The 16,968-nt window shown below is 65.3% G+C and carries 21 protein-coding genes; 12 read left to right on the top strand and 9 right to left on the bottom strand.

What is annotated here, in order from left to right:
• Positions 1-10 precede the first annotated feature (10 nt).
• On the bottom strand, positions 11-583 hold the full coding sequence (locus AC1DG4_RS05075; RefSeq protein ID WP_477381818.1) for a dihydrofolate reductase family protein: 573 nt from the start codon (positions 581-583) through the stop codon (positions 11-13).
• A 10-nt stretch (positions 584-593) separates the two neighbouring features.
• A complete protein-coding gene (locus AC1DG4_RS05070; RefSeq protein WP_477381819.1) occupies positions 594-1,103 on the bottom strand; it encodes a DUF2127 domain-containing protein in 510 nt (169 codons plus the stop codon).
• Positions 1,104-1,144: 41 nt separating this feature from the next.
• Here AC1DG4_RS05070 and AC1DG4_RS05065 point away from each other — a divergent pair, with 41 nt between their 5' ends.
• Entirely contained in the window at positions 1,145-1,888 is a 744-nt protein-coding gene (locus AC1DG4_RS05065; RefSeq protein WP_477381820.1) for a formylglycine-generating enzyme family protein, read from the top strand.
• Positions 1,889-1,890: 2 nt separating this feature from the next.
• Here AC1DG4_RS05065 and AC1DG4_RS05060 read toward each other — a convergent pair whose 3' ends face one another.
• On the bottom strand, positions 1,891-2,673 hold the full coding sequence (locus AC1DG4_RS05060) for a class I SAM-dependent methyltransferase (protein ID WP_477381821.1): 783 nt from the start codon (positions 2,671-2,673) through the stop codon (positions 1,891-1,893).
• Between the two features lie 145 nt (positions 2,674-2,818).
• Here AC1DG4_RS05060 and AC1DG4_RS05055 point away from each other — a divergent pair, with 145 nt between their 5' ends.
• The 5 genes from AC1DG4_RS05055 to AC1DG4_RS05035 all read left to right on the top strand — a co-directional run bounded on the left by AC1DG4_RS05055 (position 2,819) and on the right by AC1DG4_RS05035 (position 5,882).
• The gene (locus AC1DG4_RS05055) at positions 2,819-3,178 is read left to right on the top strand and encodes an MmcQ/YjbR family DNA-binding protein (protein ID WP_477381822.1); all 360 of its coding nucleotides are present in this window, start codon (positions 2,819-2,821) and stop codon (positions 3,176-3,178) included.
• A gap of 382 nt (positions 3,179-3,560) precedes the next feature.
• Entirely contained in the window at positions 3,561-3,764 is a 204-nt protein-coding gene (locus tag AC1DG4_RS05050) for a cold-shock protein (protein ID WP_477381823.1), read from the top strand.
• A 74-nt stretch (positions 3,765-3,838) separates the two neighbouring features.
• Positions 3,839-4,819, top strand: coding sequence for an aminoglycoside phosphotransferase family protein (locus tag AC1DG4_RS05045; RefSeq protein WP_477421109.1), 981 nt, complete (start codon positions 3,839-3,841; stop codon positions 4,817-4,819).
• 47 nt (positions 4,820-4,866) lie between these two features.
• Positions 4,867-5,133 carry a hypothetical protein gene (locus tag AC1DG4_RS05040; RefSeq protein ID WP_477381825.1) on the top strand — a complete coding sequence of 89 codons (267 nt, stop codon included), beginning with the start codon at positions 4,867-4,869 and terminating at the stop codon, positions 5,131-5,133.
• A 338-nt stretch (positions 5,134-5,471) separates the two neighbouring features.
• Positions 5,472-5,882 carry a VOC family protein gene (locus AC1DG4_RS05035; RefSeq protein WP_477381826.1) on the top strand — a complete coding sequence of 137 codons (411 nt, stop codon included), beginning with the start codon at positions 5,472-5,474 and terminating at the stop codon, positions 5,880-5,882.
• A gap of 76 nt (positions 5,883-5,958) precedes the next feature.
• Here the strand turns inward: AC1DG4_RS05035 and AC1DG4_RS05030 are convergent, their stop codons facing one another.
• Both AC1DG4_RS05030 and AC1DG4_RS05025 read right to left on the bottom strand, forming a co-directional pair.
• The gene (locus AC1DG4_RS05030) at positions 5,959-7,275 is read right to left on the bottom strand and encodes an MFS transporter (RefSeq protein WP_477381827.1); all 1,317 of its coding nucleotides are present in this window, start codon (positions 7,273-7,275) and stop codon (positions 5,959-5,961) included.
• A 36-nt stretch (positions 7,276-7,311) separates the two neighbouring features.
• Positions 7,312-8,361 carry an SDR family oxidoreductase gene (locus AC1DG4_RS05025; RefSeq protein ID WP_477381828.1) on the bottom strand — a complete coding sequence of 350 codons (1,050 nt, stop codon included), beginning with the start codon at positions 8,359-8,361 and terminating at the stop codon, positions 7,312-7,314.
• Between the two features lie 84 nt (positions 8,362-8,445).
• On the opposite strand from AC1DG4_RS05025, the gene AC1DG4_RS05020 reads away from it, so the two are divergent.
• The 4 genes from AC1DG4_RS05020 (at position 8,446) to AC1DG4_RS05005 (ending at position 12,884) form a co-directional block, all read left to right on the top strand.
• Positions 8,446-8,760 (top strand): ArsR/SmtB family transcription factor, encoded by a 315-nt coding sequence (locus tag AC1DG4_RS05020; RefSeq protein ID WP_477381829.1) that lies wholly within the window; start codon positions 8,446-8,448, stop codon positions 8,758-8,760.
• A 45-nt stretch (positions 8,761-8,805) separates the two neighbouring features.
• Positions 8,806-10,224 carry a proline--tRNA ligase gene (gene proS, locus AC1DG4_RS05015; protein ID WP_477381830.1) on the top strand — a complete coding sequence of 473 codons (1,419 nt, stop codon included), beginning with the start codon at positions 8,806-8,808 and terminating at the stop codon, positions 10,222-10,224.
• Positions 10,225-11,197: 973 nt separating this feature from the next.
• Positions 11,198-11,644 carry a hypothetical protein gene (locus tag AC1DG4_RS05010; protein WP_477382208.1) on the top strand — a complete coding sequence of 149 codons (447 nt, stop codon included), beginning with the start codon at positions 11,198-11,200 and terminating at the stop codon, positions 11,642-11,644.
• 475 nt (positions 11,645-12,119) lie between these two features.
• A complete protein-coding gene (locus AC1DG4_RS05005; RefSeq protein ID WP_477382210.1) occupies positions 12,120-12,884 on the top strand; it encodes a class I SAM-dependent methyltransferase in 765 nt (254 codons plus the stop codon).
• A gap of 75 nt (positions 12,885-12,959) precedes the next feature.
• Here AC1DG4_RS05005 and AC1DG4_RS05000 read toward each other — a convergent pair whose 3' ends face one another.
• Together AC1DG4_RS05000 and AC1DG4_RS04995 are read right to left on the bottom strand one after the other, a co-directional pair.
• Complete coding sequence (locus AC1DG4_RS05000; protein WP_477421108.1) at positions 12,960-13,403, bottom strand: N-acetyltransferase family protein; 444 nt, start codon at positions 13,401-13,403, stop codon at positions 12,960-12,962.
• 145 nt (positions 13,404-13,548) lie between these two features.
• Positions 13,549-14,109 carry an AAA family ATPase gene (locus AC1DG4_RS04995; protein ID WP_477382206.1) on the bottom strand — a complete coding sequence of 187 codons (561 nt, stop codon included), beginning with the start codon at positions 14,107-14,109 and terminating at the stop codon, positions 13,549-13,551.
• 179 nt (positions 14,110-14,288) lie between these two features.
• Between AC1DG4_RS04995 and AC1DG4_RS04990 the strand changes: the two genes are divergently transcribed.
• Complete coding sequence (locus tag AC1DG4_RS04990; protein ID WP_477382205.1) at positions 14,289-14,606, top strand: hypothetical protein; 318 nt, start codon at positions 14,289-14,291, stop codon at positions 14,604-14,606.
• A 240-nt stretch (positions 14,607-14,846) separates the two neighbouring features.
• On the opposite strand, the gene AC1DG4_RS04985 is transcribed toward AC1DG4_RS04990, so the two are convergent.
• On the bottom strand, positions 14,847-15,197 hold the full coding sequence (locus AC1DG4_RS04985) for an ArsR/SmtB family transcription factor (RefSeq protein ID WP_477382204.1): 351 nt from the start codon (positions 15,195-15,197) through the stop codon (positions 14,847-14,849).
• 93 nt (positions 15,198-15,290) lie between these two features.
• Between AC1DG4_RS04985 and AC1DG4_RS04980 the strand changes: the two genes are divergently transcribed.
• Positions 15,291-16,610 (top strand): MFS transporter, encoded by a 1,320-nt coding sequence (locus AC1DG4_RS04980; protein ID WP_477382203.1) that lies wholly within the window; start codon positions 15,291-15,293, stop codon positions 16,608-16,610.
• Positions 16,611-16,757: 147 nt separating this feature from the next.
• Here the strand turns inward: AC1DG4_RS04980 and AC1DG4_RS04975 are convergent.
• Positions 16,758-16,968: hypothetical protein (locus tag AC1DG4_RS04975; RefSeq protein WP_477421107.1), on the bottom strand; the 211-nt coding region annotated here is incomplete at its 5' end.

Raw genomic sequence — 16,968 nt, 5'->3', positions numbered from 1 at the left:
CGTCGCGCTGTCACAGGGCGTCGGACGAGCGCGACAGCCGATAGGTGAGCTCTGCGAAGGGCCCCGCCTGGCGCACTCCGGTCAGTTCGAGGCGGGACTGATCCAGATCGCGTGGCAGCAGCGGCTTCCCCGAACGGAGCGTGGCAGGGGCGAACGTCACGACGATCTCGTCGAGCAGGCCCTCGTCGACGAACTGCCCAGCGAGGTCACCGCCCCCGACGATCCACACATCGCGGGAGCCGGCCGCTGCGGCGATCTCGTCCCAGTGGTCGCGGACCGCGCCGCGCACGAACCGGATGTCGGCGCCCGGAACTCGGGGGAGTTCTCGCGAGGTGAAGACGAACGTCGGGCGGTCGCCGTAGAACTGCTGCCAGCGCTCCGGGTGGTCCAGCAGACCCTCCTCCCGCAGAACCCACTCATAGGTCGTGGAACCCTCCACGAGAACGCCGACCTTCTCGGTGAACGCGGCGATGTCGGCGGTCGCTGCGTCCTGCGGTATCGAGAGCAACCAGGACAGCGAATCCGCGTCGTCAGCGAGGAAGCCGTTGAGGGTCGAGGCGGTGTAGAAGATGGCGCGCGTCATGCCGGCGACGTTATCCGAGGGCTCCGACATCTCCAGCTGCCTCCCGGCGCCGCAGATGCAGCTGCCACTCCCGTGCGGTGAGGAAGACGATGAACACATCGAACAGGGTGAGCGCGAGCATCCACCAACTGAAGCGCACGATGAGTTCGTAGCACTGCAGGACGATGAACACCCCGAGCGCGGCCAGCATCCATGGATACGCCCAGAGTCGCTGTCCGAGCAGGGCCCAGACCAGCACCACCTTGATGATCCCGTGCAGCAACAGGTATGCGGCAGCGAAGAGCGTGGTCCTTGTGCCCCAGGAGTCACCGAGGTGTATCGCCCAGTGGAAGACGGGGGAGTGCTCGTGGCCCACGAGCACGAACGAGACGACATCGCCGAGCGCTTCGCGCAACGCCGCAGGGGAGATGAAGAGCAGTGCGAGGCCGCCGATCAGCTCGGCCACGCCGTCCAGCCCCTTGAGCACGATGCTCACGGCGAACACCCGGTCAAGGGTGCGGTGGGAGGCGACGGCCGTCATAGACCTGATCGTACGTTCGAGGGCTTTTAGACTGCCCTGAGATGAGTGACATCGAGATGCGCGCCCTGCCGGCAGGTTCCGTCGCCCTGCATGACGCGCGGACCAAGCGCCGCTGGCATGTGGACCTGGCCCCGTTCGAGATCGGCATGTTCGCGGTAACCGAAGAGCAGGTGTCAGAGTTGCTCGGAATCGCGGCTGAACACCCTGATCGCCCCGCCGTCGACGTCTCCTGGCAACGGGCGATCCGATTCTGCAACGCCGCCTCTGAGTGGGAGGGGCTGGATCCGGTATATCGGTTCGACGGCGCGGAGGTGCGCTGGGACGTCTCCGCGGACGGTTACCGGCTTCCGACCGAGGCCGAGTGGGAGTACGCGTGCCGTGCGGGATCGACCGCGCCGCACTACGGACCGCTTGCAGACATCGCGTGGACGGCGGCCGATGGCCTGCGCCACCCGCAGCGCGTGGGGGAGAGGATGCCCAACCTGAACGGGCTCTTCGACACGCTCGGCAATGTCTGGGAGTGGTGCTGGGACCTGCTGGATCCGGCACGCTACGGCGAGTATCGCGTGTTCCGCGGAGGCGGGTTCGCAGACGACGCATGGAGCGTCCGCGCTTCGGTGCGGCGCGGGGGAGACCCGCGTACGGCTCAGGACGATCTCGGCTTCCGCGTTGCACGCGGCGGATTCGATCGCGCTGACGCCGCCCAGGGGTGGTCGCTCTCCGCCGACGAGGAGCGAGCGCTGCTCGCCGGCCCGCTCCCATCGGGTTGGACGCCCCGACGCTGAGGTCAAGGCAGAGCGCGTACCAGCACGAGCGAGCCCTCGAAGCTCGCCTGGTGACGGAGGGTGCCGTGCCGGCGATCCCACTCGCCGGAGTCGAGCGCATTCCGCAGTCGGTCGGCGTACTCGCTCGCCCGTGTCGGATCCACGAAGCTCCAGGCCGAGCAGGCAGCGCGTGCTCGGGCGTCGAGTAGCGCCTCGGGCCGGCCGTAGTACGCCTCGTTGAAGCCGTCGATGCAATCGAGGGGGATCGGCACCGGCTCGACGGTGACGGTGCCACCGAGGCCTGCGGCGAGCCGGGCGATCGCGGGATAGCGCCGGCGCTCGGTCTCGATCACTTCCGGGGCGTACTCGGCCAGCCAGAATCGATCCAGCAGATCCGGGTCGCAGGTGAGGATCGCGACGGGCCCGCGCGTGACGCGGCGGACCTCCGCGAGCCCGGAGGCGAGGTCGCTCCACTGGTGCACGGAGAAGGTCGTCATCGCGGCGTCGAACCTCGCGTCGGCGAACGGCAGCGATTCCGCCAGGGCGTCGATCGCGGAGACGAGGTGCGGCGGCCGCTGTGCGCGCATGCTCGCGGACGGTTCGACGGCGGTCACCACCAGATCGACGGGCTCGTAGCTCCCTGCGCCCGCCCCGACGTTGAGGACCGTGCCGGCATCGCCGAGTGCGTTCCGCAGGATGGCCGCGATCCTCGGATCCGGTCGCCGGAAATCGCTGTAGGTCGCGCCGATGACACCGTAGTCGGCGTCGCCCGCGCTGCCGTCCTGAGCCCGTGACCGATTCGTCATGCCTCCGATCCTGACACGGGAGCGCACGCTGGCTCCCGCTCTCGCGGCGCTGGCATGATGAAGTCATGCCCGAGGAATCGCGCGCAGCAATGGAAGGCGCACACGGTCGCTCTCTGCTCGCCGCGCGTGAGCAGAGAGACTGAGCATGGCGACGATCGACGACGTGAGGGCTCTCGGATCCACGCTCGAGCGCTCGTATGAGGTCTTCCTCCGTGGCCGGTTGAAGTTCCGCGTGGGGCAGATCGTCTACGTCGCATTCTCGTCCGATGAGCGCATCATGGAGTTCGGATTTCCGAAGGAGCTGCGCGAAGGGCTGGTCGGGGGCCAGCCTGAGAAGTTCCAGTTGCCATCGCCGTCGGACATGCGCTTCCACTGGGTGCGATCCGAACTCTCTGCCCTGGATCCGGGGGAGGCTCGGGAGTTCGTCGTGGATGCGTGGCGCATGGTCGTCCCGCAGAAGCTGGCCCGCGCATATGACCTGGCCCATCCGTACGGACCGGCCTGATCCGTGTCTCTGGGCCTTCACTCAGGTCCAAGGGGGATAGGATGTTGTTCAGGTTGTTGAAGTTGTGGTTTCTGCCGGAGTCCTGCTCCGGACCAGCTTCTGGGCTCGGGCATCGACCGAGCGGGTATTCAGTTCAGTGACTCTGGTTGCGTCAGCCATTGTGATGCGCTCCTCACCGGTTGGTTTTCTGATCTCTCCTGCTGTTCCTGTCTCTCTCCCGCGGCCCGCGTCGGCCTCGGGCTTCACGTCGACTCCTCCCACGGCGTCCGTACGCGGACGAGACCGAGCACGAGCGCCGCACGGCACCACCCCACACTTCCCGGCGGCATCGTCGTGGATTCGCGGACCATTCAACGGGTCCCAGAAAAGAAGGAATGACGACATGGCCACTGGCATCGTCAAATGGTTCAACACCGAAAAGGGCTTCGGATTCATCGCCCCCGACGACGGCACCGCCGACGTCTTCGCGCACTTCAGCGCGATCACCGGTGACGGATACAAGAACCTCGAGGAGAACCAGAAGGTCTCGTTCGACTCCGAGCGTGGCCCGAAGGGCATGCAGGCTGCGAACATTCAGGTCATCTGAGTTCTTACCTGCGGCGGGCGTCACGGCATTCACTTGCCGGGACGCCCGCTTTTCGTTGGAAAGGACGCAGCCGAGTGCGGAGAACGGCCCGGGCGCAGCTGTTCGGCTGGCCTATCATAGGCACGGTGACTCAGGATCCGGCCACCGCGGGGCAGGACGTCCCGGGCTCCGAGCTGGTCGCTCGGCTTCTCCAGGAGCAGGCTCCGCATCTCTCGAACCAGGCGGTACGCCCCAGCACTTCATCTGGGAGCAGCAACTGGGTGTTCCGGCTCGGCGGCGCGCAGGCCGTTCGCCTGCCGCGGTCGGACGGTCACGCCGAGGACCTTCTCAAAGAGGCGCGATGGCTCCCGCGACTCGATTCCGCGGTACCTGTTCCAATTCCCCACGTGGAGTTCGTCGGTGATGCCTCGGAGGTGTTCCCCCGACCTTGGACCGTCGTCTCGTGGCTGCCCGGAGACCCGCCGACCGACCTCGACGCTGCACAGCAGGCTGCAATGGCCGAGACGCTCGGCCATTTCCTGCGGAGCCTGCATGACGTGGATGCCTCAGGCGTTTCGGAAGGCGCCGAGCACTGGGGGTACCGGGCCGGCGAGCCTGTCACCGACACGATCGACGAGTGGGCCGAATATGCGGCGACGCGGCTCTCCGACCTGTTCGATCCGGAAGCGGTCCGTCGAGCTTGGCGGCTTCTGCGTGATGTCCCGCCGGCGACAGCGCCGTCCTGCTGGATCCATACCGACCTGTCGGTCGAGAACTTGCTCGTCCGCGCCGACGGGAGCTTGTCCGGCGTGATCGATTGGGGCGGCCTGGGCGTCGGCGATCGCTCCGTCGACCTGCTTTACGCGTGGAGCATGTTCGACGCTCCCGCGCGCGAGGTGCTTCGCGCCGCTGCCGCAGCCGACGACGCGACCTGGGCCAGGGCCCGCGCCTGGGGCTTCGTCGGCCCCGGGCTGCTCACGATCGAGAACTACCGCCAGACGATGCCGGCACGAACCGCAAAGCTCATCACGATGGTCACGTCCATCGCCGCGGAAGTCGGCGTCCGGCTTCGCTGAAGTCGCGTCTCCTGGTGCTTCGAAGGGTGAATCCGTATCCTTCAGCCATGAGCGAGACTCCGATTCCTCGGCCTACCCGGGGCTACATCGTCGCCATCTGGGCCGCCGCCGTATTGATCGGCGCCATCGCCGGGGTCGGCGTCGGCCTGCTGCTCCAGAACGCGTGGATCGGTATCGGGTCCGGCACGGCCGTCCTCGCCCTGGTGGGCTTCTCCTCGGTGCTCGCGGCGCGGCGAGAGGGGCGTGGCACCATCGAGGGAGCGCCTCCGTGGACAGGCGATGCTGCAGCTCGTCACCACAACGGCGCGGCATGAGTCTTCGGGATCCGCGGATCTTCCGGTGAGCCGCAATAACGGTCAGCGGTGGAACCACAACATCCACTTTCACCGCCTCGTCACGCACGCGATCCCCAGAGGCGCGACATCGGCACTCGATGTCGGCACCGGCGACGGCATGATGGCCGGGGAGCTGCGGGCGATGCTGTTCGTACTCCGAGGTTCGCCAGACCGCGGCCGAAGAGCTACCGGGAGTCCGGTGGCAGCGATTCGCGCTGTGGCGGTACGCCCTCACCTGGCACAAGCCGCGGTAGTCCCACCACTATTGCGCCGCAATTATGCAACCGATTGGTTGGATAATGTGGCACTATCGCACCATGACCGAGAATCCTGTGCCCGTCGTTTCTCCCGACGCGCTGCTGCTCGAGCTCGTCCTCGTGCCTGTCAGCGACATCGACCGGGCCAAGGCTTTCTATGCCGATCAGGTCGGCTTCACCGTCGACGTCGATGTCAGCCCTGCTGAGGGAGTCCGCATCGTGCAGCTCACGCCGCCAGGTTCTTACTGCTCGATCACTCTCAGTGCCGGCCTGCCCGGGACCGAGATGCCGGCCGGATCACTCCGCGGGCTGCATCTCGTCGTCGCGGACATCGCCGCCGCTCGCGCGAAGCTGGTCGAACGCGGCGTCGATGTCGGGCCCGTAGAGGACGTCGGCGGCGTGTTCTACGCCGGATTCGCCGATCCTGACGGGAACACCTGGACCCTGCAGCACATGCCCTGGCGACGATGATCGGCTCTCCACCTCGGGCGTCCGGCACGGGTCGGGTACGCCACGGACGTGGTCGTCGATCCCACGGACAAGCTCTTCACTCTTCGATGACGCCGAGCTCTCCTGACGGACTCGGAACGTCTTCGTGTCGCGCATTCCGCAGCGGCGAGAAGAAGACGATCGCCGCAGCGATGGCGAAGACGAGGGCACCGATCCCGATGGTCACCGGGAATCCGGCGAACGTCATCAATGCTCCTGACGCGAGGGCGCCGAAGAAGAAGAAGACCCGGTTGATGGTGCGGATGGTGGCGTTCATCCTGCCTTGGATCTCGTCCGGTGCGACGGCTTGACGATAGGAGATGTCGTTCGCGTCCTCGATCCCCATGGCGAGGCCGTAGAGGAACTGGGCAACGGCCACGACCGCGAGAACGACGGCTACTCCGGCCGCCTTTGAGAGCGGCGCGACCGCAAGGGCCAACCACGGGACGACGATCAGCGCGCGACCGAGCAGGATCGCCCTTCCCGCACCGAGCAGCTCACCGAGCCGCGGGGCGATGAGCGCGCCGACGAACCCGCCGACGCCTCCCGCGGCGAGCGTGATGCCGAAGGCCCATGCGGGCAGACCCAGATCCCGGAGGACGTACACGCCGAAGGTCGTCGTCACGATGCTGTTGGCGAGGAACCAGACGTGCACGGCCATGGCTAGAGGACGAAGGGTCGGATGTCGATAGGTGAAACGCATCCCTTCGGCGATGTCGTGGCCGACGTGTCGCCCCGGCGGTCGGGAGGCGGGCTGGGGCTCCTCGACGCGTATGCGGGATTGCAACAGCGCCGCGATGACGTTGATCACCGCGTCGAACACGAACAACCACGCCGCACCGATCAGCTTCAGCAGTAGTCCTCCGAGTGCGGGACCGACGGTTCCCGCGATCGTGTCGGTCTGGCCCAGGCGGGCGTTCGCTGCAACGAGCGAGGAACGTGGAACGATCCGGGGGAGCAGCGGCTGGGCGGCCGAGTCCGCGAACAGAGTCAGCACGCCGAGCGCGAGCGTCACCGCCGCGAGCGTCCAGAAGTTCAGCACGCCCACGAGGAGAAGGACCGGCACTGCACCCAGGACGAGCGCGCGCCCGATGGTGGTGATGACGAGCGTTGGTTGCCTGCGCCAGCGATCCATCAGCGCGCCGATGATCAGCCCGAGGAAGAGATAGGGAACGACTCCGAGCGCACTCAGCACACTGATCTGGAGGGGAGTGGCATTCAGCACCGTCACGATGAGCACCTGGAAAGCGACGCCGGCGATAGCCCCACCGAAGGCTCTGATCGTCGTGGCGCTCCAGAAGTAGGCGAACGCCGGATGCGCCAGAACCTCGCGACGGTGTGCGGCCGTCCGAGCATCGTCCGCAGCACCGCGCATGCTCCCACTGTAGGCAGATCCGGCAAGGTTACGGGCCTACGGAATGATGCGCTGGTCGCGGAGGTCCTGGAAGATGCGGAGGAACATCGCCTCGGTCTCGACATAGTGATGGAAGCCTGCGCGGCGGGATTTCGATGTGTCGGCGATCACGTCGTAGTCCCAGGCGAAGGCGAAGTCTCCGAACGGCCACGAAGACACGTCTTCATAGGGGGTACGGCGCAGCCCGTGCTTCTCGACCATCGCATCCCAGAGCTCGGCCTTGTCCGCCATCACCTCGGACAGGCTCATCGGCAGGGGAGGCGCGACGTCGAGCTCGAAGAAGGCGGCGATCGCCGGCCACATGCTCGACCAGCGGAACAGGTCGCCGTTGGTGATGTTGTAGGCCTGATTGCGGCTGCCAGGGCTTGTGGCGGCCCAGACCGTGGCCTTGGCGAGCAGGTCGGCGTCCGTCATTTCGATCAGGCTGGTGTACGCGCCGGGCTTTCCAGGAAAGCGCAGCGGGATGCCGAGTTCTTTGCTGATGGAGGCGTAGACGGCGATGACCATGGCGAGGTTCATCGGGTTTCCCAGTCCGACCCCGGCCACGACCGAGGGACGCAGCGCCGACCATGACCAGGAAGCGTGCTGCTGGCGCCGTTCCAGGAACTGCTGCTGGTCGACGTTGAACTCCGGCGGCATGTGCGGAGGGTCGCTCTCTTTGGCTGGGGTCGAGAACGGTCCGAGGTGCGCGCCGTAGACCTTGTAGCCCTGCATGAGGCTGATGTGCTCCAGCCGGGGCGCGATCGGCTCGACCGCCTCTACGACGTTGACCAGCATCGCCAGGTTCGGCGGCACCAGCTCGGCCCAGGACGGACGATCCTGGTAGGCGGCGTAGAAGATGTGGGTGACGTCGGTGAGCTCCGCGAGCTTCGCGGCCGTGTCGTCGCGGTCGAGGAGGTCGACGGCGATATGCCGCACGGCAGCGGTGTCGTGGCCGCCCCGGCGCGACAGTCCGACGATCGACCAGCCCCCTTCGCGCTCGAGATGGGCGATGAGGTTGCCCCCGATCACGCCCCTGGCTCCGACCACCAACGCGGTCCTGTTCATGTCGCTCCGATCATGCATCGTCTTTTTACGATGTACTGTCTAGCACATCATCGGTAAATCGCGATGTTGCGATACAGTGAAGGCATGCACGAAACCGATGAGGATCGCCTGGTGACGGTGTTCAAGGCCCTGGGGCATCCCACTCGGCTCGCGATCCTCGGCTGGCTGAAACACCCTGACTCGTTTCCTCCGCAAGATCGGCCGGCCGAAGAAGTGGGAGTGTGCCTGAAGCACATACAGGCCCGGGCGGAGGTTTCGCAGTCCACCGCCTCGCAGTTCATGGCGACGCTGCAGCGCGCGAACCTGGTGACCTGCACACGGGTGGGGCAGTGGTCTCATTACCAGCGCAACGAGAACGAGATCGCTCGACTCGGTCACCTCATCGGAGCGTCGCTGTAGGAGTTCGCTTCGGCAAGGCGGGTCAGGGGGTCATACCCTGGTGTCGTGGCAGAACGACAGAAGATCCTCGCACCCGTGGATACCGACTTCGCACGGTGGTATCAGGACGTGCTCGAGAAGGCCGAGCTCGCCGACAACGGACCCGTGCGCGGCACGATGGTCATCCGACCGTACGCATACGCGATGTGGGAGCGTATGCAGTCCGAGGTGGATGCACGCATCAAGGCGACCGGCGCCGAGAACGTCTATCTGCCGCTGTTCATCCCGCAGGCACATCTCGAGCGCGAGGCCGAGCACGTCGAGGGTTTCAGCCCCGAACTCGCCGTGGTCACGCACGCCGGTGGCAAGGAACTCACCGAGCCCGTGGTCGTGCGCCCGACGTCCGAGACCGTCTTCGGCGAAGTGATGGCGAAGTGGATCCAGTCGCACCGCGATCTGCCGATGCTGCTGAATCAGTGGGCCAACGTCGTGCGGTGGGAGATGCGTCCGCGACTGTTCCTGCGCACCAGCGAGTTTCTGTGGCAGGAGGGGCATACCGCCCACGCCACGCGCGAGGATGCCGCTTCGTACGCCACGCGCATTCACCTCGAGGTGTACCGGGACTTCCTGGAGAACGTGCTCGCGATCCCTGTGCTGCCAGGCTTCAAGAGCCCGTCCGAGCGCTTTGCAGGCGCCATCAACACGATGACGTGCGAGGCGATGATGGGCGATGGCAAGGCGCTGCAGATGGCCACGAGCCACGAGCTCGGCCAGAACTTCGCCAAGGCCTTCGACATCACCTACACCGACTCCAACGGCAAGGTGGAGACCACGTGGACCACCTCTTGGGGCTCGTCGACGCGCATGATGGGTGGCCTGTTCATGTCGCACGGTGATAATTCCGGGTTGCGGATTCCGCCGCGCATCGCGCCGCATCAGGTGGTCGTCATCGCCGTGAAGGACGACGACCGCACCGTCGGCGCCGCGACCCGGATCGTCGCCGACCTCGCCGCCGCGGGGGTGCGCGCGAAGCTCGACGCACGCATGACCCCCGGCTTCGGTCGCCGCGCCACCGAGTGGGAACTCAAGGGTGTGCCGCTTCGCGTGGAGGTCGGACCGCGAGATCTGGACGCCGCGCAGGTCACATACGCGCGCCGCGACGCAGACGGCAAGTCGACGCTGCCGCTTGCGGACCTCGCATCGACGATCCCGGCGCTGCTGGTTCGGATGCAGGACGACATGCTCGCGAACGCCCGTAGACGCCTCGCTGAACGCACGACCCACGTGTCGACGATCGATGAGGCGCGTGAAGCCGCGAAGACCGGTTTCGCCGTGATCGACTGGGCTGTGCTTGGCGAAGACGGTGAGAAGGAACTCAACAAGGACGCCATCACGGTGCGCTGCCTGCAGACGCGTGACGGACAGATGCCCGACCCGCTGAACCCCGGGCGGGACCTCGTCGCGATCATCGCGCGCTCGTACTGATGCGTCCCGTGGGGCCGTCCGCCCGGACCTTGCGTCGCAGGGGACCCTGCACGGAGCTCAACGGGACTGATCAAGTCACGAGTGGAATCTCGATCACCCCTTCCGGAGTCGTCCGGCTGCTCTCCATAGATTCGGATCCAAGAGTTTTCAGATCCACCGCGGACGAACACCTCCGTAACGAACCCGTCAGCCTGTTGCGAGGACCCGGGATCGTTGCGCCGCAACGAATATCGTTCCTCAGGTGACGACCATGGGCTCCTCAGACCCCGTCAATCATTCCCTCGGCACCGGAGCCGACATCGGCCGGCCTTGGACACGTCTCGCCGTCGACTACGAGGCTGCCCGCGCCCGCGAAGACTCACTCGACAGTCTTGTCGAGTGGCCCGCCCAACGTGACTCCGGGCTAGGAGGGGCTGGATGGAAGCGAAACACGCCGCACAAGTCGCCGCGGTCGTTGTACTGGCCTGCCTCGGGGTATCGGGACTGACCGGCTGCACCCCTGCGCCACGAGACCAGGCTCGGGACACCATCGTGCGCCTCCAAGAGGCGACGAAATCCATGTCAGCCAGAGAYGCAGAAARATACAGCTCCACGTRAAGAAGYTTCTGTGCCCGGAGAGCAAGGATCAGATGCCCGACGSCACCARTCTTCTTTGGGGCGCGCCCCAATTCGACTGGTACACGATTCTCGGCGTGACCGCGACGAACGCTCCCACCGGAGCCGAGCCCAGCAGCTACTTTCAGGTTGTTTACATACACGGCGCGAATCCCAAGCCCACGCCACTGCCTTCGGACGGTGGCAGGTATCCCTCTTTGGTCGTCCGCGTGGACGACGACGGCACGAGCTGCATCTATACTCTCGACGGCGGCCCTCGAAAGGTTCGATAGGCGCAGCACAGCTGCTGCGCAAAGCACGCAGCTCAGAGGACTCCGCGCCTGGGCACCTGGCGCGATGCTGGGCTAGGAGGGACCGGATGGAAACGAAACACGTTGCGCAAGTCGCCGCGGTCATTGTWCTGGCCTGCCTCGGAGTATCGGGACTGACCGGGTGCACACCGGTGGCGCAGGACCAAGCACAGGCACAAATTGAGCGGCTCGGACAGGCCACCATCGACTCCGTCGACGAGGACAGCTACGCCCGAGCCATCCAAGCTCTCCTCTGCCCAGAAAGCAAAGACCAGTTCATGGCCCAAAGTCTCATGGATGCTCCGCACCGCGACTGGTACACGATCGCCAGCGTCACCCCAACGAGAACTCCGGATACGGCGAAACCCGGCACCTACTTCACCGCCCGCTACTACGTAGGCAATAACCCCAAGCCCACACCGCCGCTCACATCCGAGGAGGGATACCTCTCATCGATTGTCCGCGTCGACAACGACAATACCGCCTGCATCTACACGCTCTACGACACACCATAAGGTCGCACGGGACCCTGCACGGAGCTCAACGGGACTGATCAAGTCACGAGTGGAATCTCGATCACCCTTCCGGAGTCATCCGGCTGCTCTCCGGCGATTCGGATCCAAGAGTTTTCAGATCCACCGCGGACGAACACCTCCGTGACGAACCCGTCAGCCTGTTGGGAGGACGCCCATTCCAGCACGTCAACGATCGAGGGCGCCTCAACGATGTCCCAGTCGTCCGCAGCCCAGGATTGCATCGGGAGCCGCGGTGGCAACCAGACGCGAACCATGTAGGCAGGCGCGCGATCATCGATGTCATAGTCTCGACGGCCCCGACGAACAGCTCGCATGCCACCAGGCTACGACCCTAGGGGGAGCTCAGCCGGGCACCGAAACTGGTGACCTTGCGTCTCCGTTACAGGTCTACCTGAGAGCAGCTCGACCCTGGGATCGTTGCGCCGCAGTGAGTATCGTTCCTCAGGTGACCACCATGGGCTCCTCAGACCCCGTCAATCATTCCCTCGGCACCCGAGCCGACATCGGCCGACCTTGGACACGTCTCGCCTTCGACTACGAGGCTGCCCGCGCCCGCGAAGACTCACTCGACAGTCTTGTCGAGTGGCCCGCCCAACGTGACCTCCTCGGCGACGTGACCGGACAGTCGATCCTCGATCTCGGTTGCGGAAACGGGAGCAAACTCGCCGAGCTGGTGAACAATGGTGCGTCTGCATCGGTCGGGGTTGACATCAGCGGCAACTTCATCGCGGACAGGCCGCAGGGACTGGAGCTCATCACCGGGGACTTGTCCGATCTGAGCGCCGTTCCGCAGCTCTCCGGGCGTACGTTCGATCGCATCCTTTTCCTCCAGTCCTTCGGGTATACGCCTGATCCGGTGCGCACTCTCCGTGAGGCGAAGGAGATGCTGAGCGAGGACGGGTTCATCATTCTGAGCAGGACCCAACCGGTCCGATATGCGCTGGAACGCGCGGAGCAGAACGGCACGACCTTGGGGGAGGAGTACTTCTCCGACTCTGCGTTCTCTTATCCCAGCGGCTGGAACGAGAACATCACCCTCAAGAAGCGCACGTACACGATGTCGAACCTCCTCAATGTGTTCAGTGCCGCAGACCTGTGGATCGAGGCCGTGGTCGAACCGCGTCTCTCAGATGAAGCGGCCCTGCGGTACCCGCACAAGCAGGCATGGATGAACAAGTACCTCGGGATCCTGATCTTCAAACTACGCCCGAGGCCGTGACCTCGAACGGCGAGAAAGGCGCAGTTGGCGACCTGCGCCGCCTAGCTACCGGCCGGTGAGGCAGATGCCACGCGCTCAGTCCGACGCGGGTACGTACCGCAGCACGTTCGTCTTCCGACGTTCGAACCCCACAGACTCGTATAGCCGCAACGCCGATTCGCGCGACGGCCGGGATGTCAGGTCAAGGGTCCGGAGCCGGCGCCRCGTCGACTCTTGGGTAATCGCTTCGAGCAGCAGGCGGGCGACTCCAAGCCCGCGAGCGTCGCGGTGGACAACGACATCCTCGACGATGCCGCGCCAACCGGTGACGAGAGGGAAGGTCACAAGGGTTGCCATGCCCACCACCCGGCCCGCGCTTCGCGCAAGGAACAGGTCCACGCCGGGTTCCCCGATGATGGCCTGCAATCGCTCAGGATCGAAAGTGGCTGTCGACGAGAGCTGCTCGAGAAGCTCTTCAATCTGCTGACTCTCGGCATTCGTCACGGCCTCAGCGATCGAAATGTTGATGTTGTCGGCCATACGCGGGAGCCTACGCGTCCAGAGGTGTGACCCCATCGGGAACGGCCGCGGGCAAGACCCGCACAGCCCTCAGGGCGAACCGCACATCCGATGATGGGTAGTCTCGTTCGCCGTTTCTTCACCACACGGCTCCGGACGGCGGCGACTACCGAGAACGCGACTGCTCCGACACAACGTCGTGTCGATCTTGGCCCAGGTCCCGCAGGATCCTTGAAACGAGATCATCCGTTGCAAGGTCGGGACCCACCCTCGTCTCGTTGTGCCAAGACAGCGGCTGCCACCCGTCGTACCACTCGCGCAATTTGCCCTCGCCGAACTCCTTCGACAATGGGCGGCCCGCATGGCGTCGGAGCGTCTCGTCGAGCCCGACATCGAACTGATAGATGCGTGTCAGGCCGCGGTGGTCGTGATGCAGCCGTTCCAACAGCGCGGAGTAGTCGCGCAGATTGAAGATCCCGTCCAGGATGACGTCATATCCGAGCTTCAGGGCCTGTCTCGCGCTGCTGACGATCAGAAGGCTCGCATCCCGAGAACGTTGCCCTCGATCCTCGTTCCACAAGACCTCGCGACGAAAGTAGTCCTGATGGATGAGCGCAACGCGTGTACCAAGCTTCTCCCGGAGAGCCAGCGCTGTCGTCGTCTTTCCAGACGCAGAGTCTCCGCGGAGGACCACGAGGCGAGTTGATTCGCTACCGACACCAGTCATTCCTACATCGTGCCAGTGAACAGGTCGCGCCCCTGATCTTCGCCGAACCTCCTGATCGGCGGCGCGGCCGGAACAGCCATTCACCGGGGCGACACGAAACTGTCACCCGCATGCGCATAAGAAGCGTCCCTGTCCTGCGTCTCTAGGTCGAGAGCGGCACATCAGCGGAAGGGGAGCGCGTGGAGCATGACACCGACGACAGCGGACGAGGAGTGAGTCCGTCGTATCAGGATCTGGTCGAACGAGCGATTGCGGACGCCGATACGAACCTCCGTGCAGGCGCGTATTGGAAGAGCATCAGATATCCGATTGATCGCGCTCAGATCACTTTGGCGAGGATCGCCGCAGACCTCTACTCGGAAGCCCAATTGTCATCCGCGCTGCCGGAGCTGGCCTCACGACGGCAGGTCGCCGAGATTCAGGGCGCCATATCGGCTCTCAAGGACGCTCGAGTGAACATCAAGCACCGCTTCCACGGTGCGACCGAACAAGGGTGAGCGCACGCCGCAGTGCATCACGAGTTCCGGCGTCGGCGATCGGTACCTCTGTTCGGAGGCACTGGCGGTATTAGATCCCAGGGATGAGCCCGGTTTGCTGCGCTGGAGTAGTCCCAAGGTCGCGACGCTTCGTCAGGGTCAGGCACCCAAGGATTGATTCCACCGCGGACCACGTCGGCGTCGGTGAAGACGGTGAGAAGGAACCCAACAAGGACGCGACGACCGTGCGCTGCCTGCAGGTCACCTCTGCGCGGAGCCAGTGAGTGCGTCTGGGACATCCGTGCTGTCACTCGCGATGAGGTCGAGGAGCCCGGGGAATCGCGCCTCGATGTCGTCGCGCCGCAGGGTGACGCCGCGCATGTTGCCGCGATCGACCTGGCGCACGAGTCCCGCTTCGCGAAGCACGCGGAAGTGATGAGTGCGGGTGGACTTAGAGATGGGCAGCGCAAAGCTGGTGCACGTGCGCTCCACGCCGGCGTCGCTGTGGAGCAGGTCGTGGATCACCTTCCTGCGGAGTGGGTCGCTGAGCGCGGTGAGCACGTGCCCGAGCTCCATCTCGGCGGTCTCGGGGTGTCCCTCGCTGTCGGGCATCTCATCGTCTCCAAAAGGTTTCATTTGCATCATACCTCTACGGCGGCCACTATAGGTACGTACCCACTCGTACCTACGTTGAGAGTCTTACCTATGACCGCTCAAGAAGTCGCCTCCGCTTCGCCGCAGCCAGCGCCTCACCGCGCCGTGCTTCCGGTGATCCTGCTTGCACAGTTCGTCATCCCTTTGTCGATCGCGGGCACGGCGATCGGTCTCCCGTCGATCTCCGCAGAATTGGGGACGGAACCCGTCCTGCTACAGGGGGTCGTCAACAGCTTCAACGTTGTGTTCGCCCTTTGCACCGTGCTGTGGGGAGCAGTCGCCGATCGCTTCGGTGCCGGTCGCGCATTTGCGGGCGGCGTGCTGTTGGTCATCATCGGCTCGGCCGTGAGCGCGCTGAGCCCGACGCTGATCATGCTCGACATCGGCCGTAGCATCGCCGGTGCCGGAGCAGCCGCTGTGATCACCGGGGCAACGACGACCATCTCCCGTGTCTACCAAGGCTCCATCAGAGCGAGGGCGTTTGCCGCGTTCGGCACCGTCAATGGGCTGGGATTGGCGGCCGGGCCGAGCATCTCCGGCGCACTGATCGGGTTACTGGGGTGGCGGGCCGTGTTCGTCGTGCACGCGGGCGTGCTCGTCGTTGCGCTCGCGGGGAGTCTGATGCTTCCGAGCCAGACCGTTGTGGCTGTGAGGCGCGGCGAGCCAGTGTTCGGCTTTTCCCTCCTTCGCAACCCCGGTTTCCTCGCGATGACCCTGATTCCGGTGGCGGGCGCCGTTGGCTTCGTCACCCTTCTGACCTACCTGCCCGCCGCGCTCCAGGCTGTGCACGGGCTCTCGGCGAGCTCAGCCGGCGCCATGATGCTCTTCATGACGCTGCCAGTGTTGCTCGCGCCCACTGTCGCTCATCGCGTCATGGGACGCTATCCGCGTGTCGGTGCGGGGGCCATCAGCCTGATCGCACTGGCCTGCTTGCTCATCGCGCCTCTAGGTCTCCTCGCATTGCGTCCCGACGTGACCGCGATGCTGATCGCGATTCCGATGGTCCTCGCCGGGCTCGGATTCGGGCTTCCCCTGGGCATCGTCGACGGGCGGGCGTTGAGCTTTGTCCCTCCGCACCGGAGTGGTTCTGCGGCCGGACTTCTCAACTTCTTCCGGATCGGGAGCGAGGCGGCCTTCGTCGCCCTCTACGGTGCGGCCCTCACTGCGTCCATCAGCTCGCAGCCCGGTGCGGCCGGCGCGGCCGATCGAATCGCCGCCGGGCAATCGGGCCACTCAGACATATATGCAGGAGCGCTTCCACCGGTGCTGCTCGGCATCTGCCTCACTGTCCTCATCCTCGGCGTCGCCCATGCGCTGCTCTATCGACGCGCAACGCGCGCCGGGGGAGACGATGCCCACGTCGCCAGTTAGCTGTCGCGGGGGATACGCCCACGCCCCACCGTTGCCTGCTGGCGCAGGCGTCAGCTTTGGTGGACGGCGGGGAGTGGGCGAGCGGTCCGCTCTGAGCCGGCGCGGAGTCCTCTGAGCTCCGTGCTTTGCGCAGCAGCTGCGCTGCGGCTATCGCACCTTTCGAGGGCCGCCGTCGAGGGTATAGATGCAGCTCGTGCCGTCGTCGTCCACGCGGACGACCGAAGAGGGATACCTGCCACCGTCCGAAGGCAGTGGCGTGGGCTTGGGATTCGCGCCGTGTATGTAAACAACCTGAAAGTAGCTGCTGGGCTCGGCTCCGGTGGGAGCGTTCGTCGCGGTCACGCCGAGAATCGTGTAC

This window comes from Microbacterium sp. 05N427 (assembly GCF_056397105.1).
The sequence above is the reverse complement of the archived record's forward strand: the minus strand, read 5'-3'. Positions and strand labels throughout refer to the sequence as shown.

Bases quoted from the DNA above. Each gene is read 5' to 3' on its own strand.
- AC1DG4_RS05075 (WP_477381818.1), bottom strand. From the start codon at position 583: ATGACGCGCGCCATCTTCTACACCGCCTCGACCCTCAACGGCTTCCTC.
- AC1DG4_RS05070 (WP_477381819.1), bottom strand. From the start codon at position 1,103: ATGACGGCCGTCGCCTCCCACCGCACCCTTGACCGGGTGTTCGCCGTG.
- AC1DG4_RS05065 (WP_477381820.1), top strand. From the start codon at position 1,145: ATGAGTGACATCGAGATGCGCGCCCTGCCGGCAGGTTCCGTCGCCCTG.
- AC1DG4_RS05060 (WP_477381821.1), bottom strand. From the start codon at position 2,673: ATGACGAATCGGTCACGGGCTCAGGACGGCAGCGCGGGCGACGCCGAC.
- AC1DG4_RS05055 (WP_477381822.1), top strand. From the start codon at position 2,819: ATGGCGACGATCGACGACGTGAGGGCTCTCGGATCCACGCTCGAGCGC.
- AC1DG4_RS05050 (WP_477381823.1), top strand. From the start codon at position 3,561: ATGGCCACTGGCATCGTCAAATGGTTCAACACCGAAAAGGGCTTCGGA.
- AC1DG4_RS05040 (WP_477381825.1), top strand. From the start codon at position 4,867: ATGAGCGAGACTCCGATTCCTCGGCCTACCCGGGGCTACATCGTCGCC.
- AC1DG4_RS05035 (WP_477381826.1), top strand. From the start codon at position 5,472: ATGACCGAGAATCCTGTGCCCGTCGTTTCTCCCGACGCGCTGCTGCTC.
- AC1DG4_RS05030 (WP_477381827.1), bottom strand. From the start codon at position 7,275: ATGCGCGGTGCTGCGGACGATGCTCGGACGGCCGCACACCGTCGCGAG.
- AC1DG4_RS05025 (WP_477381828.1), bottom strand. From the start codon at position 8,361: ATGAACAGGACCGCGTTGGTGGTCGGAGCCAGGGGCGTGATCGGGGGC.
- AC1DG4_RS05020 (WP_477381829.1), top strand. From the start codon at position 8,446: ATGCACGAAACCGATGAGGATCGCCTGGTGACGGTGTTCAAGGCCCTG.
- AC1DG4_RS05005 (WP_477382210.1), top strand. From the start codon at position 12,120: ATGGGCTCCTCAGACCCCGTCAATCATTCCCTCGGCACCCGAGCCGAC.
- AC1DG4_RS04995 (WP_477382206.1), bottom strand. From the start codon at position 14,109: ATGACTGGTGTCGGTAGCGAATCAACTCGCCTCGTGGTCCTCCGCGGA.
- AC1DG4_RS04985 (WP_477382204.1), bottom strand. From the start codon at position 15,197: ATGCCCGACAGCGAGGGACACCCCGAGACCGCCGAGATGGAGCTCGGG.
- AC1DG4_RS04980 (WP_477382203.1), top strand. From the start codon at position 15,291: ATGACCGCTCAAGAAGTCGCCTCCGCTTCGCCGCAGCCAGCGCCTCAC.